Source organism: Bacillus sp. KNSH39 (genome assembly GCF_052656585.1).
This window is the reverse complement of record NZ_JBQXYO010000001.1, coordinates 4,657,255-4,678,867: the sequence shown is the minus strand read 5'-3', so window position 1 is coordinate 4,678,867 and position 21,613 is coordinate 4,657,255. Positions and strand designations below refer to the sequence as shown.

Below are 21,613 nucleotides of genomic sequence, written 5' to 3'. Positions count from 1 at the left end.
TGAATTATAAATATTCAAACATAAAAAATCACTAGGTTATGATCCTAGTGATTCTTTATGCGCATGCCTTTCTCTTTTTGCAAACGGCATATACAAAATAAAACACCCAATAAGCGCTGCGAGTTCTAATGAAATAATATAGTAAGGATGCGGTCCTAACATATCGAGTAATGAAGCTGTTTCTGGCTTATGAGCTAAAAACATATAATTACCGCCTGTTTTATAATTCACAAACGAAACAAGCGGAATCAATATGTTTAAAAATATCATCGTACGCTTAATAGATTGCAAGGTCGGTCTATAGCCTTCCACCCAAGTCATAAAGAGTGGTGCCCAAATGAGCAATATATGCGCGATAAAATATTCAATGAAACGAAAATGCGGAAAAGCATACTGCAAGTTTGGCGTTAAAATAGCTTGTGATGCACCAATAATTCCCGTGAAAAATACAATCTCATATATGCGGTAACTTTTCGTTACGATCATAATCGACGCTAATAATAAACTAATCGTACATAATTCAAACGGTAATGAAGTAGCTAGCTCAAAAATCCCCGCTTTCCACTCCCACATATGAAGCCCAATTTCACTACCTATAAATAAAAATGCAATTGCATATCGAACCGTTATATTCCACTCACTTTGACGTAATACATCTTGGTATTGATACAGAAAAAATATCCCCACCAACATAATAAATAATATAAGGGCATGTTGCCTTGAGTATGGAATAAATGGTTTTAATGGGTGTGCGCTAAAATAAGCTTCCATCTTCCTTCCTCCTTTCCTCCATACAATATTATTGTAAGAAAGAAACGACGAGTCAATTCATTTGCTTACACTAGGACAACCTCTACCTTACATTTACATATTCATACCTTACAAAACTGTAAGGTTATTGTAAGCTAAAACGATTTGTCAGATTCTTTACCTCTTCTATACTTAATGTAGATACTAAAACGAACGAAAAGGTGATAAATAGATGAAGAAGAAAAATAAAGTGTTAATTACTAGTGTAGTAGCAATCGGAATTGCAGCTGGATCATACTTTGCATTTGCTGGTGGCGGTTCAGATGTAGCAATGGCATATAGCGGATATAAAGTAACCGAAAAACAAATCCAAAACGCGCAAAAATTTGGTGGCGAAGTTATTCCAAATGGAATTGAAACTATTTCATTCGATCCAACAAAAGGAACATATGAATTAGCTGTGAAAAAAGGCGATGAAGTGAAAAAAGGTCAGCTTCTATTTAAATACAATGATCCGACTGCGAAACAAGGTGTAACAGAAGCAGAAATGCAAAAGAAAATCGCACAAAAAGAAGTAACGTTGCTCCAAAAACAAATTGATGTAGCGAAACAAAAATTACAAAAAGATAAAAATGCAGGCCTTCCTGCTGAAGCATTAAAAGCATCAGAAGCCGAAGTTGGGCAATTAGAATCACAAATTGAAATGAAAAAGTTTGAAGTTGAAAAAGCTGATGAAATGATTAAAGCAGCAAAAGAGAAAGTAAACAATCTTTCTGTAACAAGTCCTGCTGATGGCGTAATTGATGATATCGTAAAAACTGCTGACGAAAAAACAGGTATGAGCGGAATTACTCTTCGTCACGCTGGTCAATTTAAAGTAAAAGGTCAAATTTCTGAATATGAGCTTGCTAGTATGAAAGTTGGGCAAGAAGTAACTGTTTCATCAAAAACTGTCGCTGGTAAGACTTGGACAGGAAAAGTAACAGAAATCGGTTCTACACCATTAAAGAGCATGGATGAAAATAAAACTGTTTCTAACTATCAATTCACTGTCACATTAGATAATAGTGACGAATTACAAAACGGCTTCCACGTTTACGTAACAAGTAAATCTGGCGAAGCAACTGGTACAATTGTTCCGAAAAGCAGTATCGTGAAAAAAGGTGACAAAAATGTTGTCTTCGTTGTAAAAGACGGTAAGGCGAAAGAACAAGCAGTTACTGTTGAATTCGAGACTGATAGCGAAGCAAAAGTTTCTGGAGTGAAAAAAGGAGAGGAAATTATCTCTAAACCTGAAAAAGACTTAAAAGATGGTATGGAGGTTGTCGCCCAGTGATTAACTTAAAAGGCATCACGAAATCCTTCCAAAATGGTGCAGAGTCCGTTCAAATATTACACGGAATTGACGTAACACTGAACCAAGGAGAATTCACTTCAATTATGGGACCTTCTGGTTCTGGTAAATCAACACTAATGAACATTATCGGTTGCTTAGATAAACCGACGACAGGTACGTACGAACTAGCCGGTCAAAATATTTCAAACATGACTGAAACAGAACTTGCACACGTACGTAATAAAGAGATCGGATTCGTATTCCAAAACTTCATGTTATTACCGAGACTTACAGCGCTTCAAAATGTAGAACTACCTCTTATTTACGCTGGAGTCGATAAAAAAGAAAGACGCGAGCGCTCATTAGCCGCTTTAACAAAAGTCGGTTTAGCTGATCGCGCTACTCACTTACCGAACGAATTATCCGGTGGTCAAAAGCAACGTGTCGCCGTTGCCCGCGCAATCGTAAATAACCCGAAATTCATTTTAGCCGATGAACCGACGGGAGCACTTGATACGAAAACAAGTACACAAATTATGGACCTCTTTTACGAATTAAATAAACAAGGCTCAACAATCATTATGATTACCCATGACCGTGAAATCGGGGAAGCTGCAGCACGTCAAATTGTAATTCGTGACGGAAATATCGTCCAAGATTGGAGAGGTTAATTTTGAATACGAGTGAAAATATACGCATGGCCCTTTCCTCTATCTTTGCTCATAAAATGCGTTCTATCTTAACGATGTTAGGTATTATTATCGGTATTAGTGCCATTATTACTATCATTTCAATGGGTGATGGTACAAACGCAAAGTTTAAAAAAGAATTAGGCCAAGGAAAAGATAACGAAGTAACGATTTACTACAACAATCCTGATTACGGAACAGATAGTGCCAAAATCACACCTGATATGCTAAACCGTCTGCAAACTGTACCAGGCGTTAAAGATGTGTATCCAGACGTAAGTATGAAAGTAAAAGCATCTGCTGGTTCAAAAGATGTAAATCTTGATTTAAAAGGTGGAACAGGCGCCTTTATGACAGATTCGAAAATAAAATTAGTTCACGGTCGTGAATTAAATGACAGTGAACTAAATCAAGCAATCCCTGCTGTTATATTAAATGAAGAAGCTTTCAACAAATTATTTAGTAGTGGTTGGGAATCAAATCAATACACAGATATAAAAGGAAAGCCGTATAAAATAGTTGGTGTATACGAAACGAAAAATGACTTTGGAATGCCTATGCCTGAAGGTTATACATCACTCGAAAATGCGCCCGTCATTTCAGGAGTAAATGAGTATGACTCTGTAAGATTAACAATGACCTCTCCGACAGAACGTAAAAGTGTAGAAAAACAAGCTGTTTCTGTCTTAAACGAAATGAAAGCTCCTAAATTTGAGCACAAATTCGAAGCACAAGATTTAGGTGAATTTACGAAACAACTAGACGAATCAATCGGTATGATGAAAATGGTATTCGGTGGTATTGCCGCTATCTCCTTACTTGTTGGTGGTATCGGTGTAATGAACATCATGCTCGTATCTGTAACAGAACGTACACGTGAGATTGGTATTCGTAAAGCACTTGGTGCAACACGTGGTAAAGTATTAACACAATTCTTAATCGAATCTTGTATATTAACAGGACTTGGTGGTTTCATCGGATTCATGCTCGGTATTTTCTTCGCTTGGATCGTCTCAATCTTTGCTGGATGGCCACTCGTTGTCTCAAAAGAACTTGGACTTCTTGCAGTAGGTATCTCAATGTTAATCGGTATTATATTCGGTTTACTGCCAGCTAACAAAGCTGCCAAACTGGATCCAATTGAATGTTTACGATATGAATAAACAAAAACGTAGGAGTTTACACTCCCGCGTTTTTTATTTATCTACTAAATTGAGTTTCTTCTATTATATATGTTTCACGTTACAACTACCATTCTAATACTCTTCATTATTTATAGGTACTAAGGCTATTATCTAATTCTATTATTGCAAAAATACTATGTAATAGACGAAAATCAAGGCGTAATTTTTTCCATACTTCGACTGATTTTGTAACAATTATATCGATATTTTATTAAATTTCACCTCATTTATATATTTTCACGCCTAAAAAGATTATCGTTTCATAACTAAATTTCCATTCAAACAGTAAAATAAGCTGTTTTTGTAACGCTATAGATATCATCAAGAAATATTACTGTAACATTATTAACGTTACAGTAATTGAAATACTACTCATTTTGTGTTTCATATGCCCTAATACGCCAAAAAACAACAAGGAAGCGCTATCAGGATATTTATGGAATTGTTACAGAATATTAATGCCCCGTTACGAAAGCTTTGTAATTTTATGTTTTTCGCAAATAAGAAAATAATGGTTGCTATAATGAGGTCAACGAAAACAAATGCAATGGAGGCTATTATGAAAAAATTTATGGGTATAGCAACAGCAGCGGTTTTTGGTCTTGGGATTTTCACAACATCTGCTAAAGCAGAAACAATCGTAACGACTGACGTACTAAACGTACGAGAAAACCCAACTACTGAATCAAAAGTTGTAGGAAAATTATTAGATGGATATAAAGTAAATGTTTTACATACAGAAAATGGTTGGTCAAAAGTTCAATTGAATAGCGGTAAAGAAGCTTTCATAAGCGCTGACTATACAAAAGACACTTACTACGTAACAGCAAACGTATTAAACGTACGTGCTGGGGCAAACACAGACTCAGAGATTCTTGGTAAGTTGAAAAAAGATGATGTAATTGAAACAACACACCAAGTACAAAATGATTGGATTCAATTTGAATATAACGGAAAAACAGCTTATGTTCATGTTCCTTACTTAACAGGTAAAGCACCAGTTAAAGTTCAACCAGTAGCTAAAGTTGAAAAAACGACTACAGTTCAAGATACAGCTAAAGTTCGTGAAGCTGCTAAAGCTCAGGAAGTAGCTGAAACTCAAGCAAAAGCTAAAGCAGTGGAAGCAACTAAAGCTCGCGAAGCAGCTGAAGCCCAAGCAGAAGTTAAAGCTCAAGAAGCGGCTAAAGCTCGTGAAGCAGCTAAGGCTCAAGAAGCAGCTAAAGCTCAGGCAGATGCTGAAGCTCAAGCAGAAGTTAAAGCTCAAGAGGCAGCTAAAGCTCGTGAAGCAGCTAAAGCTCAAGCAGATGCTGAAGCTCAAGCAGCGGCTAAGGCTCAAGAAGCAGCTAAAGCTCGTGAAGCAGCTAAAGCTCAAGAGGCAGCTGAAGCTCGTGAAGCAGCTAAGGCTCAAGAAGCAGCTGAAGCTCGTGAAGCGGCTAAGGCTCAAGAAGCGGCTAAAGCTCAAAAACCAGCTACACAACAACCTGTTGCAAAAGAAACTGAAACAAGTGCACCATCATCTTCTCGTGAGTTACGTGTTGTAGCAACAGCTTACACAGCAGATCCACTTGAAAATGGTTATAAAGCAGGCGACCAAGTAAAATCAGCTTTAGGCCACAACTTAACAGCTAATCCAAACATGAAACTAATTGCAGTTGATCCAAGTGTCATTCCATTAGGTTCAAAAGTATGGGTTGAAGGTTACGGAGTAGCAATTGCTGGTGATACTGGTGGAGCTATTAAAGGAAATAAAATTGATGTTTTAATGCCAGATAAAGGTTCATCAAGTAGCTGGGGACGTAAAACAGTTACAGTTAAAGTATTAAACTAGTTAGTAAAAAAAGAGCCAGTCTCATCGTTGAGACTGGCTCTTTTTTTACTCTATTAAACTACTGAAAAATAACATAGTAAATGAAATTATATCAACGATTTTTCAAATATATCTATCGTAACCTACAATATATCAACGATTTTTCGAATATATCTATCGTAACTTATAATATATCAACGATTCGACAAGAGATATCGATTTACCGACAAATTTTGACGTTAAAAGTACTTTAATATTAAAAAGGCGGTCCAAAATTTGGAACGCCCCCTATCTTCCCTATTCCACACAAGTAAACTGCGTCCAAGCTCCTACATAATCTAGTAAGAATAACTCCTCTTCTGCAATTGTACCGACGATATTTTTCCGTTCATCTATCGGCATTTCTTTCAGAATGATTTGCAGTTCACCTTTATACTTACCAAATGAATTGTTTCCAATTACAACTTGCCCTCTTTCCTGCAGCACACTTTCACGCACTGGGAAGTCATAATCTTTGTACTTTTTACGTACTTCTGTAGAACGTACCATATACTCTGTTATGTCGCCGCGCCTTACGTGTAATTCTTGCAGCGTAGCTCTCTTCTCTACTTCAGTCGCTTCGTCTACAAAGTGCACTTTTAGCTGTAACATGTAGCGATTTAAGTTTCCTAGTTTCTCTAACTCTTCCTCACTCGCATAAGCATTTCCGATAATGACATCATCAATTAACCCTGTTGCCCATAAATGCTTCGCTTGTACTTCAATTGGTAAATTACGATGCTCTTCTAATGTACATAATCCATCGTTAATATCCCATGGACCGATGTTTGCGACATGTGATGTAATAAAGGCTGCACTGCGAATACCATGCTTTTTAAAGCGTTCACTACAGCGAATGAAATAATCGTATGGAAGACCAGTGAATTTTTGCGGATAAAAATTATGGCAACCAATTAAAGCTGATTTATTCGCTTGATGCGAAAGAATATTTTCTAAGTACGCAATATCGTTACTTACATTTAACTCAATTTTTAAACCGTACGGATTATTCGTCATTTTCGCTTCCGTTAATCCGTCAAAACCTACATCTAAACGAATACCGTCTGCGCCTAATTCTGCGAAAAATGATAGATCGCTATAACTAATACCAAGCTGATCAAACACAGCTGGAGCTACATCTAAAATAACTTCCATATTGTTATCTTTTGCGTGATTGATAATCTCTTTAAATTCAGCTACAATTTCTTCTTTCGGACGATTCACAGATAATAAACAAGTAAATATTCTTGAGAAACCGTGTCGTGCCGCTGCGGAAATATAAGCCATATCTTTTTCTTTCGTTGAATGTTCTGGATAAAGTGAAATTCCTAATTTACGCTCCATGCTTTTGCATCTCCTTCACACGTTGTATTAATGCCATGCTCGTAAATCTATATTTTGCAGATAAACACGTTGCACATAAAATTGTCGGTACAATAATTACGTACGGTGATTGCAATCCTAACATTACATATGCACCCATTGAACAACCGATAAATAAAACTGATACTAGTAGTAACACTAATAAAGATTTACTTTGTACCCATTTCGAATAATGGGCAATACACTGTCCGACCACGAATGTAATTAAGATGATAATTGCTCCGAGCATTCTGTTTTCTCCTCTCCTGCTAATTGTTGTTTCTCATACATTTTGAAGAATGGATAGTAAATAACGAATGAGATGACAAAGTTAACAAGTACAAGTACACCAGCCATAATTGTCCAGTCCGTACTAATTACCGCTGCAATTGGTGCTAACATCGTAAATGGCAGTTTCGCCATCATAAGTGGAATCATACCTGAAACAACTGCAAAATATGATACTGTCGTTGTCACTAACGGTGTAATAACGAACGGAATAATTAGAATTGGGTTCATTACAATCGGTGCCCCAAAAATAATTGGTTCGTTAATATTGAATAAACCTGGTACGAATGATAATCTACCTAACTCTTTTAGGAACTTAGATTTAGAGAACATAAACATAATTACTAAAGCTAACGTTGAGCCTGATCCGCCAATCCACACGAACCATTGAATAAATTGCTCTGTAAATAAGTTTGGTAACTGATGTGCATTTCCTGTAGCCGTGAATACTTCCATATTTTCAAGAATTGCTGAATCCCACATCGGACGAATAATTGGTCCTAAAATCGCTGGTCCATGTATACCGAATGACCAGAAAAACACGATTAAGAATACTGTTAATAAACCACCGAATAAATTATTTCCTACTAATACTGATTTTAATGGTGCGATTAAATATGTGATCGTTGTATTCACATCAAATTTCAAACCGTAGCGAATGCCCCAGAATAAAAGAATAACTGCTAATGTTGGAATTAATGCTGCAAACGAATTTGAAACTGCTGGTGGTACACTATCTGGTAATTTAATCGAGATATTATGCTTAATCATAAAATGATAAATTTCTACTGCAATTAATGCTGTAACAATTGCGCCGAATAAAGACGTTGCACTTAATGTTCCTACTGAAATATATCTCCCTGCATCAATAACACCTGGTACAGCTTTCGTAATTTGAATTGGTTCAACTGATGCTAGTAAAAAGGCGAGTACAGATAATAACCCTGCACTTAACTGATTGAGCTGATAAAAGTTCGCGAGCGAAGCCCCTACACCAAACGCTGCGTATAACGCCATTAGTCCTACTGTAAATCGGAATGGAATATCTAAAATATGGCGAAACGGTGCGATCCATTCCATATATGCATCAATTGGTAAATTTAAAAAGATAACAAAAAATGATCCGACGATCGTTAACGGTAATGTAGAAATAACCCCGTTTCGAATTGCTAATAAATGTCGTTGTCCTGCAATCTTTTGCGTTGTTGGCATAATCTTTTGTTCCATAAAACTCATAAACCCATTCATCAATAGCCCTCCTCTTTCTCTCTACTATAAAAGAACGAAATAAACTTTATAACATTATAATGTTTATATTTAAAAAGATATAATTATGCTAAAGCTAATTGTTCTGCTTGCTTAAGCACCTTCAAACCATCACACATGCCATAATCTCGTTGGTCTATAATCGCAACTGGTATATTGTATGAATTTGCAAGAAACTCTACAGCTGGAAATAAATATTTCACCTGTGGGCCAATTAAAACGACATCGGCTTCCTTAATTTCAAGCTTCACTAGTTCTGAATCAACTGCCTTAATTTTATAATTCTTCCCCTGTTTCTTTGCCTCTTCTTGCATTTTTCTTACGACCATACTCGTTGACATACCTGCTGCACAACATAATAAAATGTACATCTTATACGGTCACTTTCTCTTCTACTCGTTTATGAAGAGCAATAAATTCTTCAGCCAGTTCTTTCACTGTAATTGCATTCATTAAATGATCTTGTGCGTGCACCAACAGTAAACTAATTTCTGCATGATTTCCTCTTGCCTCTTCTTGAATTAAATCCGTTTGAATACGATGCGCTGCTGAAATTTCCTCACTAGCAAGTTTCATCTTTTCACCGGCATTCCCGAAATCTCCTTGTCTTGCAAAAGCAATTGCTTCAAGCGCCGCACTTCTCGCATTGCCACCATGTAAAATTAACGCAAATGGAGTTTGCATATCAGCCATTTTAAATTCCCCCAAGCTATATGTTTTCTATATTTCCATCTTATTATGAAAACGCATACAATTAAACATAAAAAACTTCCGTTATGTAACGGAAGTTTTTATATACTTTTTCAAAATGATAATAAAATCTCTTGAAAATCTTCAATTACCTCGGTCTGAGTAAGTTTCTCTATCGTAGTTTGACTAGACATAATATCATATAAAAAATCATAAAGCCTTTGCAAATCTTCATTATTATTGCGCTTTACACTAAATAAAATAATTACTTGTACTTTTTTATCTCCCCAATCAACAGCCTTTTCAAGTGTGCAAAACATCAAAAAAGTTTCCTCACTTAATAACTGCATCGGATGCGGGATTGCAACTGAATTCCCAACCGCTGTCGGAGACGTATTTTCTCTTTCCATAACAGAAGCATAAAAGTTTTCTGGTACATAGCGTTTCTCAGCAGCTTTCTCACATAAAAACTGAATAACATCCTCTTTCGTAGAAGCACTATAATTTAAAAAGATTAAATCTTCCTTAATATAAGGCTGCACACTAGTATTCACATGCGTAAACAACCGCTGACCAATCGATTTAATCTCTTTATCATCAAATATTGAATTCACTTTTATAACTGGAACAGGCAAGCCACTCGGTATATGAATCGTACTAATAATACAATCTATTTTTTCTTTATAAAGATCTTCTACTTTCAATTGATAATAGCCTGTAATACCTACAATCTCTAATTTATCTCGGAACTGTGATAAAATTTTATATTTTAATAGTTGGGCACTTCCTTGACCAGTCGCACAAACTAATAAGCATCTTTTCTTTTGATTTTGCTCCTGCAAACGGCTCATAGCTCCACCGAAGTGAATTGCAATATAACCAATTTCACTTTCAGGGATCGATTCACCCGTATATTCACCAATGATATCTCCAACGAGAACCGCAATTTCAAAAGCATACGGATAATTCTTTTTCACTTCTGCCAAAAGAGGATTTCTCGTATTTAACTTATACTTCAAACGATTTAATAACGTTTTTAAATGAATACCAAATCCAAATAATAATTCTTCATCATAATAAAAAATAAGATTCCGTTCTTCCGCTACTTTAAAAAGAATATGTTGCATAAATGCATATATATCTTTCCCTAATAGCTCTTCTATATTTTCATAGCGATTTCTCGTTGTAACAGCAGTACTTAATAAATGCATCGTCACATATAATACTTCTTCTTCTGGAAATGAAAATTTTAACGCTTTCTCTAAATCTCCTAAAATCTGCTTCGCAATTGTATATTCTTTCTTTATTATAAGTTCTGATTGCTCCGCATGCAGTCCTTTCATATAATGTTGGCTTTGACAACGCTTTAATGCGATTGCAATATGAATGACTAAATTATCAATTTCTAAATCAGATAAATATATTGTTCCGCCTTCAATATACTTTAATATAATTGAACGAATGAGTGATATATGCGGTAGCGATAAATATGTCTCCGTCTGCTCAAATTGCTCATGAAACGGAGTATGGTCATAACGCGGTAAACCATATTGTGATAAACAAGAACGAATATTAAATTCCTCTCCAACAATACGTATACCATAATACGGTCTCTTCTCAATTTGTAATTTATAGCGACCACATATATCTGTAACATCTTTCATAATTAAATTGACCGTTGATTTGCTCACATACATCTCTTCCGCTAATTCTGAAAGCTTCACATATCCCTCTGTCATTAAAACACGCTGCAGAATGTACGCTATTCTTTCTTCATAAGAAGTTGGGATCTTTTCCGTCTGTTTTTGAAATAGACTCACACAAAAGTCTTCAAATTTCTTCTTTTGTATAATTTCTAATTCGTACCCAGTCCCTCTTTGCGATTCGATTTTCGCTCCATTTTCTTCCAATATATCATTTAATAATTTTATATCCTTTTGAATCGTCTTCGTCGATACATGTAAACGGCCCGCTAAAAAAGCTCGATTTAACATCGATTTCTCTTCTAAAAATTCCTCTAAAATAGAAATTAATCGCTGATGCACCTTTGTCATAGCTCTTCCTCTCGCTCTTTATATATAAAGGGGGAAAAGCTGCTGAAATCAGTAGTTTTTCCCCTTTATATTCTCTCTATTTCTTTAATGTAAATCCGAATTTATCCCATGCTTGTAAATAGTCTAGTAAGAAAATCTCTTCTTCTACAATTCGACCAACTACATTTGTTTTTCCTGTATTCACCATATCTTTTAATGCAATTTGTAATTCGCCTTTATACTGACCATATTGTTCATTATCAATTAATAAATCCCCACGCTTAATTTCACGCGTATTATGAGGTTTAAACTCTTCTTTTTTATATTTCACACGACTTTGTGTAGAACGAATCATATATTCAGATACATCTCCGCGATAAAAATGTGGTTCGTTTAATACGATAATTCTTTCTAGTTCTGTCGTTGTATCATATATTTCTATATCAAATGTTTGTTTCTCTTTATTTAATGCACCTAGTGCTTGTAATTCTTCTTCTGACGCATATGCGTTTGCAATAATAACATCATCAATTAATTCCGTCGCGAATAAATGTTTCGCCTGTGTTGTCATCGGTAATTCACGATGCTGCTCTAATGTACATAACCCTTCTGTTACTGGCCAAGGTCCATATGTTGCATCAAATGATGAAATAAAAGCAGCCGTTCTCATACCGTAATCTTTAAATTGTTTCGAGCATTTAATGAAATGATCGTATGATAACCCTGAATAACGATGCGGATAAAAATTATGACAACCAATTAAATTTTCACGATTTGGTCTATGACTCATAATGTTATCTACATACTTCGTACCATTGCTCATATTAATCTCAATTTTCAAACCATACGGATTATAAGTCATAATTGATTCTTCTAATCCTGAAAAACCAACATCTAAACGAATACCGTACGCACCCAATTCATGGAAGAATGATAAATCATTATACGAAATACCTAATTGTTCAAAAACAGATGGACTAATATCCACTAATACTTGGAACCCTAATGCATTCGCATGTGAGATCGTTTCTTTAAATTCTTCAATAATTTTCTCTTTTTCTCCATCCACAGATAATAAACATGTGAACACACGTGTAAACCCATATTTACTTGCTAATGTTAAATACTCCTTATCTTTCTCTACTGTTGAATGTTCTGGATAAATAGAAATACCTAATCGTCTCATATGTACACGCCTCTTTCTTCATCATATTGTAAACCTTTTCAAATATATGTAGTGAAAAAGTATATATCCCCTTCTTGTTCACTACTCCTTTGAATCCGCTTTCTTTAAAGAAAAAACAATTTCTATCATTCTTAACACCTACAAGTCTATACATCTATACTTTACATCTTTTTTTCATAGTTGTGTAGCCTTTACACAAATTTGTCAGTTTTTCACCTTAAAAATTGTTATCCGTTTTCAAGACACCTTCCTTGACTGTTGCATTGGCCAATACATATACTCGAAAGAAAAGAGAAAATTTTATATAGGGGATGAATATATGGGAGAAGCAATACTCGTAAAACGAGAACCGTTATGGACAAAAGAGTTTGTTGCTTTAATTTTTGCAAACTTATGTATGTTTTTAGGGTTTCAAATGTTAATTCCAACCTTACCTGTTTATGTGAAAGAAATTGGTGGCACAAGTTCAAATATCGGATTTGTTGTCGGTATGTTTACCGTTGCGGCACTTTTTGTTAGACCGCTAACTGGGAACGCCTTGCAAAAATTCAATAAAAAAATCATTTTAATGATCGGTACTGCTATTTGTTTACTCGCTATGGGCAGTTACCTTTTCGCCTCAACTATTTTTCTCTTGCTTGCTGTTCGTATTTTGCACGGAGCTGGTTTCGGTATTACAACGACTACATATGGAACTGTCGTTTCTGATTTAATTCCCTCAGCTCGCCGCGGAGAAGGCATGGGATATTTTGGCCTTTCTGGAACAATTGCAATGGCCCTCGGTCCACTTATCGGACTATGGCTTATGCAAACATATAACTTCACAATTCTTTTTTTATGTGCATTATCGTGCACAATTGTTTCATTAATATTAACGAAACTACTTCAAATCCAAAAAACGAAACAGCCTCCACAACAATCATCTAGTACTTTTCTCGATGGATTTATTGAGCGTAAAGCTTTACTTCCTTCATTATTAATATTATGTATTACATTAATGTACGGAGGAATCGGAAGTTTTATCACACTATTTGCTACAGAAGTCGGCATAGCTGATATTAGTCTCTTCTTTTTATGTAACGCACTAGCAATCGCTGTGACTCGTCCATTCTCTGGAAAGCTATATGATGCGAAAGGCCATACATTCGTCATCATTCCGGGAGTTATTATAACGTTTACAGGTATTATTTTATTGTCGTATACGACGACAATTCCGAGCTTAATTATTGCTGCAGCATGTTACGGAAGTGGTTTTGGAGCGATCCAACCTGCACTACAAGCATGGATGATTGACCGCGTAGCACCGCATCGACGCGGCGTAGCAACTGCTACATTCTTCTCCGCATTTGACCTTGGAATCGGCGCTGGAGCGATTATCTTTGGATTTATTGCTCACTTTACAAACTATGCAACTGTATATCGTTACTCCTCTCTATTACTTATTGCTTTTCTCTTCATTTACATTACAAGCATAAGAAAACAAAAGCATGGCGATAAAAACACGGAAAAAGCTGCTGGATAATTCAGTGGCTTTTTTATCATGTTAAAAGAATTGTTTTCCCTCATTTTGCTGTTCTAAAACTACATGCATTTCCCTACATATTTTTTTTAAGTTCATCAAAAAATATACGATGAACTTGCAGACGCTTTCCTTGATATTCGACTGAACAACATTATTCTAAAAAGTGTGATTTCTTTACAAAATTAAGATTTATACAAGATAAAAACCAATGAAATGCAGTTGTTTCTTTAAGGGATTGTAAACTTTTATTCCCTTTGTAAATTTAGTGTAAATTTTACTAGCAAACCGTTTACAGTGACTCAAGGTTCAGTTAATAATTACATCGTACATGAAATTTAAGGAGTGGAATGCGTGGAATATAATGTTCAAGATATGATCTTCCAGTTCATTGGTGGATTAGGTATTTTCTTATTCGGGATTAAATACATGGGCGATGGACTGCAACAAGCAGCTGGAGATCGTCTTCGCGATATTCTAGATCGTTTTACAACTAACCCACTTATGGGTGTACTAGCAGGTATGTTAGTTACTGTATTAATCCAATCCAGTTCAGGAACAACCGCTTTAACAGTCGGACTTGTAAGTGCCGGATTTATGACATTAAGACAAGCAATCGGTGTTATTATGGGTGCAAACATCGGTACGACAGTTACTGCATTTATTATCGGAATTAAAATCGGAGAATATGCTCTCCCAGTTATGGCAGTTGGAGCAATCTTACTATTCTTCTTTAAAAATAAAAAAGTACATTCTGTAGGTCAAGTTGTATTCGGTTTTGGTATGTTATTCTTCGGTTTAGAATTAATGAGCGCAGGTATGAAACCTCTTCGTTCTTTAGAATCATTCCAAGAATTAACAGTGAGCATGAGTGATAATCCAATTTTAGGAATTGTTGTCGGTACAGTCTTTACTTTAATTGTACAAAGTTCAAGTGCAACAATCGGTATTTTACAAGAACTATTCGGTCAAGGTGCAATCGATTTACAAGCAGCTCTTCCTGTATTATTCGGTGATAACATCGGTACAACAATTACAGCTGTATTAGCAGCAATCGGTACTTCAATTGCAGCAAGACGTGCAGCATTAGTTCACGTTATCTTTAATATTATCGGTACAATTATCTTTACAATTTTATTAATACCATTTACAAGTTTAATTCAATATTTCCAAACATCATTAAACTTGAATCCAGAAATGACTATTGCATTTGCACACGGAACATTTAACGTAACAAATACAATCATTCAATTCCCGTTCATTGCAGTGTTAGCATGGATTGTAACTAAAATTATTCGTGGTGAAGATGCAGCGATTGACTTCAAACCACAACATTTAAATCCAATCTTTATTGAACAATCTCCAGCCATCGCTTTAACTGAAGCTCAAAAAGAGATTATCCGTATGGCTGAGTTCTCATTACATGGATTAAAAGAAGCAAATCAATTTTTAAATACACAAGACAAAAAACACGCAAACATGGCTACTCAATTAGAAGGAGCTATTAACAATTTAGATAAAAAAATTACCGAGTATTTAGTTTTACTATCAGAAAAGCCACTTTCACCTACGGATTCTGAAAAACATTCTGTTTTAGCAGGTGTTGTTGGAGATATTGAACGTGTCGGTGATCATGTAGAAAACCTTGTAGAACTTGTAGATTTCCAAATTTCAAACCGTGTTTCACTATCAGATGAAGCATTAGCTGAATTAAACGAAATGCTTGAGTTAACAATTTCAACACTGCAAGACTCAGTTGAAGCTTTAACAAACTTCGATACTGAACTAGCTCAAACTGTTATTGCCAAAGAACGCAAAATCGACCAAATGGAACGTGTTCTTCGTAAACGTCACGTATTACGTCTAAACGAACGCAGCTGTTCAGGTGATGCAAGTATCATCTTCGTCGATATGGTAAGTAACTTAGAGCGCATTGGCGATCACGCTGTAAATATCGCTGACGGTGTTTTAGGTGAACAAGGAAAAATCAATCTAAAACAATCATTATAATAAGAAAGAGACGCTAACTTAAGCGTCTCTTTTTTCATTATATTTTAACAACTGTTCTTCCTTTTAACTTTCCTTGCAATATAAGTGCAAACTTCTTCTCTAATTCTTCTAATGTACATTCTTCTGTATAAGATAGTAACTCTTTATTTCCCCATTCTTTCGCTAAAAGCGTCCAAACATCTCTTCTCACATCTACTGGGCATTGCACGGAATCTATCCCTAAAAGGCTTATACCTCGTAAAATAAACGGATATACCGTTGTTTGTAGTTCCTGGCCTGCCACATTACCGCATGTCGTTACACAACCACCATACTTTACTGTTTTTAAAGCTGTTTCTAGCATATGTCCACCTACAGTATCGATAACTCCCGCGTATATCCCTTTTAACATCGGTCTTCCTGATTCATCATTCAATTCCGCGCGATGAATCACCTTTTTCGCTCCTAGACGTAGTAGCATATCTTCCTCTTCCATTTTTCCTGTCGCTCCTACTACGTTAAACCCTAGCTTACTTAATATACTAACAGCTACACTCCCTACGCCGCCTGTAGCACCCGTTACTAAAACATCTCCCATACTAGGCTTGACTCCTGCTCCAATAAGCTTATATACCGACAAAGCCGCAGTAAAACCTGCTGTCCCATACATCATACTTTCCTTTAATGACATTCCTTCCGGTAAAGGCACGACCCAAGATGATGGCACGCGAATATATTCTCCGAAACCACCAGAGGTATTCATACCTAAGTCATATCCCGTTACAATAACTTGATCTCCTGCTTTAATGGTAGCATCTTCACTACTCACAACCACTCCTGCAGCATCAATTCCTGGCGTATGAGGATATGTTCTCGTAACACCCTTATTACCAGTAGCTGAAAGAGCATCTTTATAATTTAATGAAGAATAATGAACTTGTATGAATACGTCTCCTTCAGGTAAACTACTTACTTCTCTCTCAATAACTTTTCTTACAAACTGATGATTTTCCTTTTCGTTCACAACGATTGCTCGGAATGATGTATGATTCATTATGCTCTCTCCTTTATCCGTCAAATTCTTCTTTATTATATAGAAGAAATAAGTAAGCTTACTCATTTCTTCTTGGCTATATTTCAACAAATCTTACTTCTCTATCACTTTCTCACAATACATATTTTCATTTCTACTAAAACAACTTATACTTATTCTACATCTAAAAAATATAATATAGAAAATCTGACTTTTTATAAATATATTGAATTTTTACGAAATGTAAATGTTTTGTAATGTTTTTTTTCGCTAAATTTCATTATAATAAGTGGATATGAGTGTCGTATTTCAATCCAAATGAAGGAGTACAGGAAATGGAGCAAAACCCATCTTTGCAAGAAAATACACGCAATAAACCGAAAAAAAATAAGAAAAAAATAAAAATTATTATAAGCGCTATACTATTCGTTTTATTAATAGGCGGCGGTTATACTTGGTTTTTAGTAAATAAAGCATCTTCTGCTGTTCGAAATGCCGCACACGATTTAGCACGCGGTGATAAATCTGATTTACGTGATAAAGCTGTAAAACCTATTACAAACAATGTCTCTGTTTTAATAATGGGTGTTGATGAAAGCGATGTCCGTGGAAAAGAATATGGTGAAGCTATAAGAACAGACGCGCTTTTACTTGCAACATTTAATAAAGATAGCAAAACTGTTAAACTATTAAGTATCCCACGTGACACATATACTTATATTCCAATAGAAAAGAAAAAAGATAAAATTACACACGCTCATGCATTCGGTTCTGCTAAAAACGGAAAAAATGGTGGACCACAAGCAAGCATTGATGCAGTTGAAAAATTAATGAATGTTCCTGTCGATTATTTTGTGAAATTTAACTTTAAATCATTTATAAAAATCGTCGATGACTTGGGCGGTGTTGAAGTTGATGTACCAGTTGAATTTACTGAGCAAGATAGCAATGATAATGCTGAGGCAATTCATCTAGAAAAAGGTGTTCAAAAGTTAAATGGCGAAGAAGCTCTTGCTCTTGCTAGAACAAGACACATCGATAGCGATGCAATGCGTGGACAACGTCAACAACTCGTTATCGAGGCTATTTTAAAGAAACTAACAAGTGTTGGTTCTGTAACAAAAGTTGGCAACATCATTGATGATATTAACGGACAATTCGTTACAAACTTAACATTTGATGATATGCTTTCATTCTATAAATATGGATCGGATTCGGAAATTGAGAAATTACAAATCCAAGGTGATGATTGCTATATGGCAAAAGGTGACGATACATGTAGCAAATCTGCTGGTGGTGGTCGAACTTACTACTACAATCCAGATAAAAAAGAATTAGCTAATGTTACAAATGAACTTCGTACTCATCTTGGGCTACCTGCATATACAAAGTCTGACTCAGACTCTGATTCGAAAAAGACAAAAGAATCTAAGTCTGAAAATTCAAGTGAACGCGAATCAAGTAACAATGAAGTGAAAAATAAGAACAAAAATAGCAGTGAAGATACAGAAACATCGTCTAACGACAATGAATAGTAAAGAAGCCGTACTCTATGGAGGTAGAGTACGGCTTCTTTTTATTTCTTCAGAATTAAAAATCAGAACTTTCTAACTATCTTTTTTAATATTTTTAAATTATAATAAATAGTAGCAATCTATTCCAATTATCAGGGGGCTCATACATATGAAAGCTGCAGTAAAACATAACATCTCAGATTTTAAAGACTACTTAAAATCCAACGATATATACATGGAAGAAAATATAGATGAAAATGATGGCTCTGTTCATTTTTCAGTAGGATTAGAGACTGAAGCTGGCGCAAAAATTCAACTTATCGCTGCTTTCCAAAACGAACATCCTACGGTGGATATATACTGCTTCAATGTTGCTCACGTACCTGATGCAACATCAACAAATGATATTTTACATGTCATCAATGAATTAAATACATCTTATCGCTTTGCAAAATTCACATTAAATAAGCAAAATGCAATTGATATTTCAACATCTCTTGCATTCTCAGAACCAAACTTTAATCCAGCACTTGTCTTTGAACATACGAGAATGCTATATAAATTAGCGAATGACGAATATAAAAACTTAATGAAAGTTATTTGGGCATAAATAAAAGGATGGGTTGCAAGCAGCCCATCCTTTTATTTCGATATCATATCAATCCACATCTTAATAGCAGTGCCGACAATTAAAATCGATAACATATATTGTAGTACTTTTTGATTTATCCTCTTCCCGACTCGCGCTCCAAGTGGCGCAGCAAATATACTTGCAACCGCAATAATTAGAGCTGGAATGATAACTACTTGTCCAGTAATCACTTTTCCAGTCGTAATCCCTACTGAGGAAATAAACGTAATAGCGATAGATGTCGCTATCGTCATGCGCAATGGTAATTTTAAAATAACTAGCATAATAGGAACTAAAAGAAACGCACCTCCAGCTCCAATAATGCCCGAAACACCTCCTACAATAAACGCTAACACACTTGCTAACCATTTATTATACTTAACTGCTCCACTATTATTTTTCTTCGGTACAAACATCATCATAGCTGCAATGGTCGCCAATACTGTATAAACAACATTTACAGCGTGTTCATCTAATAGATTTGCACTAAAACTTCCTATAAAACTTCCTATTAATATACTAGCTCCCATATACACAACTAACATTTTATTCATATCAGTACTTTTCCGATATGCCCAGGCGCCTGCAAAAGTTGCAAAGAATACTTGTACCGCTGTAATACCGCTCACTTCATGTGACGTATAGCCAGTAAATCCTAACAATACTGGAATATATAAGATCATCGGATAATTAATAATTGCACCGCCAATTCCAACCATTCCTGATATAAACGATCCTATAAACCCAATTATAAAAAGTAATAATACTCCACTCACCTTACATCCCCCTCCTTCTAAAAAGAAGGTGATTAAATGAATAAGTTTACATTCCCATCCGAAGCATCTGCTAAATATGCCCCTACACCTGCAAACTCTACGCCTTCCATAATCTCTTTCTCTTTTAACCCTAATAAATCTACTGTCATTTGACAAGCTACAAGTTTAATCCCCTGTTCTTTTGCCAAATCAATTAAATCTGGCAAAGGCATTGCATTATGTTTTTTCATAATGCCTTTAATCATCTTTGGTCCCATACCAGCAAAATTCATTTTGGATAACCCCATCTTATCAGCACCGCGTGGCATCATTCTTCCAAATACTTTTTCTATAAATGTTTTCTTTACATTCACATATTCATCTTTCCTTAAAGCATTTAATCCCCAGAAAGTATGAAAAATAGTTACCTCTTGATCATACGCTGCTGCACCATTTGCAATAATATAAGCAGCCATTGCTTTATCGTAATCTCCGCTAAATAAAACGATTGTTGTTTTCTTCTGTTGTTCCATATTGTTCTCCCTCCAATTACCTATAGGGGTATTTTTATTTATAAAAATTGTTTCTCCCTATTCTACTTTTCCTTCCCAAGCTAACATACCACCTACCACATTGATTACTTGAAAACCGTAACTTTCTAAAAATTGAACAGCTCTTGCACTTCTCCCGCCTGAACGACAAACGATAATATATTCCTGATTTTTATTTAATTCATGCATACGAAACTCTAATAGTCCTAGTGGAATATTACATGCTTCTGGAATTTTCCCTTCAGCTACTTCTTCTACTTCACGTACATCCACAATATTTACCGCTTCTTTACGCAACAATTTTTCTTCTAATTCTTTTGTAGTCATTTCTTTCATTTTAAATTTCCTCCTCACAAACCATTCATACCACCTGAAACGTTTATTACTTGCTGAAACCCTAGTTTTTTCAATACCTTTGCTGCTTGCTTACTTCTCATTCCACTTTGGCAAATAACGATTACTTCCTTATTCTTATCTAATTGATTCGCCTTACTTGCTAGATCATTTAGGGGGATATTTTGAAAGCCTTTCATATGATTCCCTCTATATTCACCTACTGTACGGACATCAATAAAATACTTCCCCTTTTTCCCCACTATACTTTTCAATTCTTTGCCATTTATATTTTGAACACCTTTCACTGGTAAAAATCGTGAAATAACAAACCATGCAGCAAGTACAATGAAAAGCGTACTTAATATTGTGTTCATATAACCAACCTCTCTATATTTACAAAACTATTGCTTCACTACGCCTTCCTAATCCAAAACTTCAGCACATCGCCTTCTTCTTCAAGCTTTACGATGTCATGGCCACATTTATTTGCCCACGCTGGAATATCCTTAACTGACCCTTTATCCGTTACATGTATTTCTAACACTTCTCCAGTTTGTAGAGCATCCATTGCTCTCTTTGTTCTTACAATCGGCATTGGACATGCTAAACCTTTCGCATCTAATACTTGTTTTATATTCATCATCAATTCCTCCAT

22 protein-coding genes are annotated in these 21,613 nt (G+C 35.5%); 8 read left to right on the top strand and 14 right to left on the bottom strand.

Going from position 1 to position 21,613, the window contains the following annotated elements; translation table 11 throughout:
• Window positions 1-36 precede the first annotated feature (36 nt).
• Window positions 37-771 carry a YwaF family protein gene (locus tag ACUL40_RS23905; RefSeq protein WP_000388698.1) on the bottom strand — a complete coding sequence of 245 codons (735 nt, stop codon included), beginning with the start codon at window positions 769-771 and terminating at the stop codon, window positions 37-39.
• Between the two features lie 211 nt (window positions 772-982).
• Here ACUL40_RS23905 and ACUL40_RS23900 point away from each other — a divergent pair, with 211 nt between their 5' ends.
• The 4 genes from ACUL40_RS23900 to entC all read left to right on the top strand — a co-directional run bounded on the left by ACUL40_RS23900 (window position 983) and on the right by entC (window position 5,787).
• Window positions 983-2,086: an efflux RND transporter periplasmic adaptor subunit gene (locus ACUL40_RS23900; RefSeq protein WP_000728807.1), complete on the top strand. Its 1,104-nt coding sequence runs from the start codon at window positions 983-985 to the stop codon at window positions 2,084-2,086.
• Window positions 2,083-2,757: an ABC transporter ATP-binding protein gene (locus ACUL40_RS23895; protein WP_000609104.1), complete on the top strand. Its 675-nt coding sequence runs from the start codon at window positions 2,083-2,085 to the stop codon at window positions 2,755-2,757. The genes ACUL40_RS23900 and ACUL40_RS23895 overlap by 4 nt, the downstream gene beginning before the upstream one ends.
• 26 nt (window positions 2,758-2,783) lie before the next feature.
• The gene (locus tag ACUL40_RS23890) at window positions 2,784-3,938 is read left to right on the top strand and encodes an ABC transporter permease (protein WP_001986269.1); all 1,155 of its coding nucleotides are present in this window, start codon (window positions 2,784-2,786) and stop codon (window positions 3,936-3,938) included.
• Between the two features lie 457 nt (window positions 3,939-4,395).
• On the top strand, window positions 4,396-5,787 hold the full coding sequence (gene entC / locus ACUL40_RS23885) for a cell wall-binding protein EntC (protein WP_000421966.1): 1,392 nt from the start codon (window positions 4,396-4,398) through the stop codon (window positions 5,785-5,787).
• 276 nt (window positions 5,788-6,063) lie between these two features.
• Here the strand turns inward: entC and ACUL40_RS23880 are convergent, their stop codons facing one another.
• The 7 genes from ACUL40_RS23880 to ACUL40_RS23850 all read right to left on the bottom strand — a co-directional run bounded on the left by ACUL40_RS23880 (window position 6,064) and on the right by ACUL40_RS23850 (window position 12,630).
• Window positions 6,064-7,149: a DUF871 domain-containing protein gene (locus ACUL40_RS23880; protein WP_000440054.1), complete on the bottom strand. Its 1,086-nt coding sequence runs from the start codon at window positions 7,147-7,149 to the stop codon at window positions 6,064-6,066.
• A complete protein-coding gene (locus ACUL40_RS23875; protein WP_000900048.1) occupies window positions 7,139-7,417 on the bottom strand; it encodes a hypothetical protein in 279 nt (92 codons plus the stop codon). The genes ACUL40_RS23880 and ACUL40_RS23875 overlap by 11 nt, the downstream gene beginning before the upstream one ends.
• Window positions 7,393-8,703 (bottom strand): PTS sugar transporter subunit IIC, encoded by a 1,311-nt coding sequence (locus ACUL40_RS23870; RefSeq protein ID WP_001013053.1) that lies wholly within the window; start codon window positions 8,701-8,703, stop codon window positions 7,393-7,395. The genes ACUL40_RS23875 and ACUL40_RS23870 overlap by 25 nt, the downstream gene beginning before the upstream one ends.
• 83 nt (window positions 8,704-8,786) lie before the next feature.
• The gene (locus tag ACUL40_RS23865; RefSeq protein WP_000275641.1) at window positions 8,787-9,092 is read right to left on the bottom strand and encodes a PTS sugar transporter subunit IIB; all 306 of its coding nucleotides are present in this window, start codon (window positions 9,090-9,092) and stop codon (window positions 8,787-8,789) included.
• A 1-nt stretch (window position 9,093) separates the two neighbouring features.
• A complete protein-coding gene (locus tag ACUL40_RS23860) occupies window positions 9,094-9,414 on the bottom strand; it encodes a PTS lactose/cellobiose transporter subunit IIA (RefSeq protein ID WP_000774631.1) in 321 nt (106 codons plus the stop codon).
• 110 nt (window positions 9,415-9,524) lie between these two features.
• A complete protein-coding gene (locus ACUL40_RS23855; RefSeq protein WP_440042430.1) occupies window positions 9,525-11,465 on the bottom strand; it encodes a BglG family transcription antiterminator in 1,941 nt (646 codons plus the stop codon).
• A gap of 76 nt (window positions 11,466-11,541) precedes the next feature.
• Window positions 11,542-12,630: a DUF871 domain-containing protein gene (locus tag ACUL40_RS23850; protein ID WP_001253349.1), complete on the bottom strand. Its 1,089-nt coding sequence runs from the start codon at window positions 12,628-12,630 to the stop codon at window positions 11,542-11,544.
• Between the two features lie 319 nt (window positions 12,631-12,949).
• Between ACUL40_RS23850 and ACUL40_RS23845 the strand changes: the two genes are divergently transcribed.
• Together ACUL40_RS23845 and ACUL40_RS23840 are read left to right on the top strand one after the other, a co-directional pair.
• Window positions 12,950-14,152, top strand: coding sequence for an MFS transporter (locus tag ACUL40_RS23845; RefSeq protein ID WP_000503239.1), 1,203 nt, complete (start codon window positions 12,950-12,952; stop codon window positions 14,150-14,152).
• A 351-nt stretch (window positions 14,153-14,503) separates the two neighbouring features.
• Window positions 14,504-16,159 carry a Na/Pi cotransporter family protein gene (locus ACUL40_RS23840; protein WP_000456278.1) on the top strand — a complete coding sequence of 552 codons (1,656 nt, stop codon included), beginning with the start codon at window positions 14,504-14,506 and terminating at the stop codon, window positions 16,157-16,159.
• Between the two features lie 37 nt (window positions 16,160-16,196).
• Here ACUL40_RS23840 and ACUL40_RS23835 read toward each other — a convergent pair whose 3' ends face one another.
• Complete coding sequence (locus tag ACUL40_RS23835) at window positions 16,197-17,192, bottom strand: YhdH/YhfP family quinone oxidoreductase (RefSeq protein ID WP_163061606.1); 996 nt, start codon at window positions 17,190-17,192, stop codon at window positions 16,197-16,199.
• A gap of 314 nt (window positions 17,193-17,506) precedes the next feature.
• Here ACUL40_RS23835 and ACUL40_RS23830 point away from each other — a divergent pair, with 314 nt between their 5' ends.
• Both ACUL40_RS23830 and ACUL40_RS23825 read left to right on the top strand, forming a co-directional pair.
• The gene (locus tag ACUL40_RS23830) at window positions 17,507-18,706 is read left to right on the top strand and encodes an LCP family protein (protein WP_000437391.1); all 1,200 of its coding nucleotides are present in this window, start codon (window positions 17,507-17,509) and stop codon (window positions 18,704-18,706) included.
• A 148-nt stretch (window positions 18,707-18,854) separates the two neighbouring features.
• Window positions 18,855-19,295, top strand: a complete 441-nt coding sequence (locus tag ACUL40_RS23825; protein WP_000642362.1) for a hypothetical protein — start codon at window positions 18,855-18,857, stop codon at window positions 19,293-19,295.
• A gap of 32 nt (window positions 19,296-19,327) precedes the next feature.
• Here the strand turns inward: ACUL40_RS23825 and ACUL40_RS23820 are convergent, their stop codons facing one another.
• Genes ACUL40_RS23820 through ACUL40_RS23800 form a run of 5 tightly spaced genes read right to left on the bottom strand, consistent with a single transcriptional unit; the run spans window position 19,328 to window position 21,601 of the window.
• Window positions 19,328-20,092, bottom strand: a complete 765-nt coding sequence (locus ACUL40_RS23820) for a sulfite exporter TauE/SafE family protein (protein WP_000017249.1) — start codon at window positions 20,090-20,092, stop codon at window positions 19,328-19,330.
• A gap of 32 nt (window positions 20,093-20,124) precedes the next feature.
• Window positions 20,125-20,604, bottom strand: coding sequence for a DsrE/DsrF/DrsH-like family protein (locus tag ACUL40_RS23815; protein ID WP_017673123.1), 480 nt, complete (start codon window positions 20,602-20,604; stop codon window positions 20,125-20,127).
• Between the two features lie 57 nt (window positions 20,605-20,661).
• Window positions 20,662-20,958: a rhodanese-like domain-containing protein gene (locus ACUL40_RS23810; protein ID WP_000661810.1), complete on the bottom strand. Its 297-nt coding sequence runs from the start codon at window positions 20,956-20,958 to the stop codon at window positions 20,662-20,664.
• 14 nt (window positions 20,959-20,972) lie between these two features.
• Window positions 20,973-21,332: a rhodanese-like domain-containing protein gene (locus tag ACUL40_RS23805; RefSeq protein ID WP_001092318.1), complete on the bottom strand. Its 360-nt coding sequence runs from the start codon at window positions 21,330-21,332 to the stop codon at window positions 20,973-20,975.
• A 38-nt stretch (window positions 21,333-21,370) separates the two neighbouring features.
• Entirely contained in the window at window positions 21,371-21,601 is a 231-nt protein-coding gene (locus ACUL40_RS23800) for a sulfurtransferase TusA family protein (protein ID WP_002093886.1), read from the bottom strand.
• Window positions 21,602-21,613: the final 12 nt, after the last annotated feature.